The organism is Mesorhizobium sp. M1A.F.Ca.IN.020.06.1.1, from assembly GCF_004023265.1.
Taxonomy (GTDB): domain Bacteria; phylum Pseudomonadota; class Alphaproteobacteria; order Rhizobiales; family Rhizobiaceae; genus Mesorhizobium.
In genome coordinates this window covers 1-812 of the sequence record NZ_RZSR01001533.1, presented here as the reverse complement: position 1 = coordinate 812, position 812 = coordinate 1, and the positions used below count along the sequence as shown (strand labels likewise).

At 69.0% G+C, this 812-nt stretch carries 1 protein-coding gene; it reads left to right on the top strand.

Annotated features, from left to right (window positions below):
- Positions 1–812, top strand: an 812-nt coding sequence (locus EOA60_RS35360) for a helicase-related protein (protein WP_281060816.1), incomplete at both ends; no start/stop codon positions are given.

Here is an 812-nt window from a genome sequence, read left to right as displayed (position 1 = left end):
GCGCTGCTCGACGCGCCCTGGCTCGGCGAAGGCAGGATCGTGCTGCTGGAGCCGCGCAGGCTGGCAGCCCGCGCCGCCGCCCGTCGCATGGCCGAGCTTGTCGGCGAGGAGCCGGGTGGTACAGTCGGCTACGCGATGCGCATGGAGAACCGCACTTCAGCGCGGACAAAGATCCTCGTCGTCACCGAAGGCGTGCTGTCGCGCATGATCCTCGACGATCCCGAACTGCCCGGCGTTGCGGCGGTAATCTTCGATGAATTCCACGAGCGTTCGCTCGACGGCGATTTCGGCCTCGCGCTGGCGCTCGATGTTCAGGGCGCGCTGCGGCCGGATCTGCGCCTGCTGGTGATGTCGGCGACGCTCGACGGCGCGCGCGTCGCAAAACTACTGGCCGGGGCGCCGGTGGTCGAAAGCGAGGGCCGCGCCTTCCCGGTCGACATCCGCTATGACGAGCGGCCGGCCGGCATGGCGGTCGAGGACGCGATGGCCAAGGCGGTTCGCTCGGCTTTAGCCGCCGAGCAGGGCAGCGTGCTCGCTTTCCTGCCCGGACAGCGCGAGATCGAGCGCACCGCAGAGCGGCTAGAAGATCGCCTCGGTGCCGATACCGACATCGTTCCGCTCTATGGCCAGTTGGACAACAGGGCGCAGGATGCCGCGATCAAGCCGGCGTCGCCTGGCCGCCGTAAAGTGGTGCTGGCGACCTCGATCGCCGAGACCTCGATCACCATCGACGGCGTGCGCGTCGTCATCGATTGCGGCCTGTCGCGCCTGCCGCGCTACGAGCCGGCAAGCGGCCTGACCCGGCTGGAAAC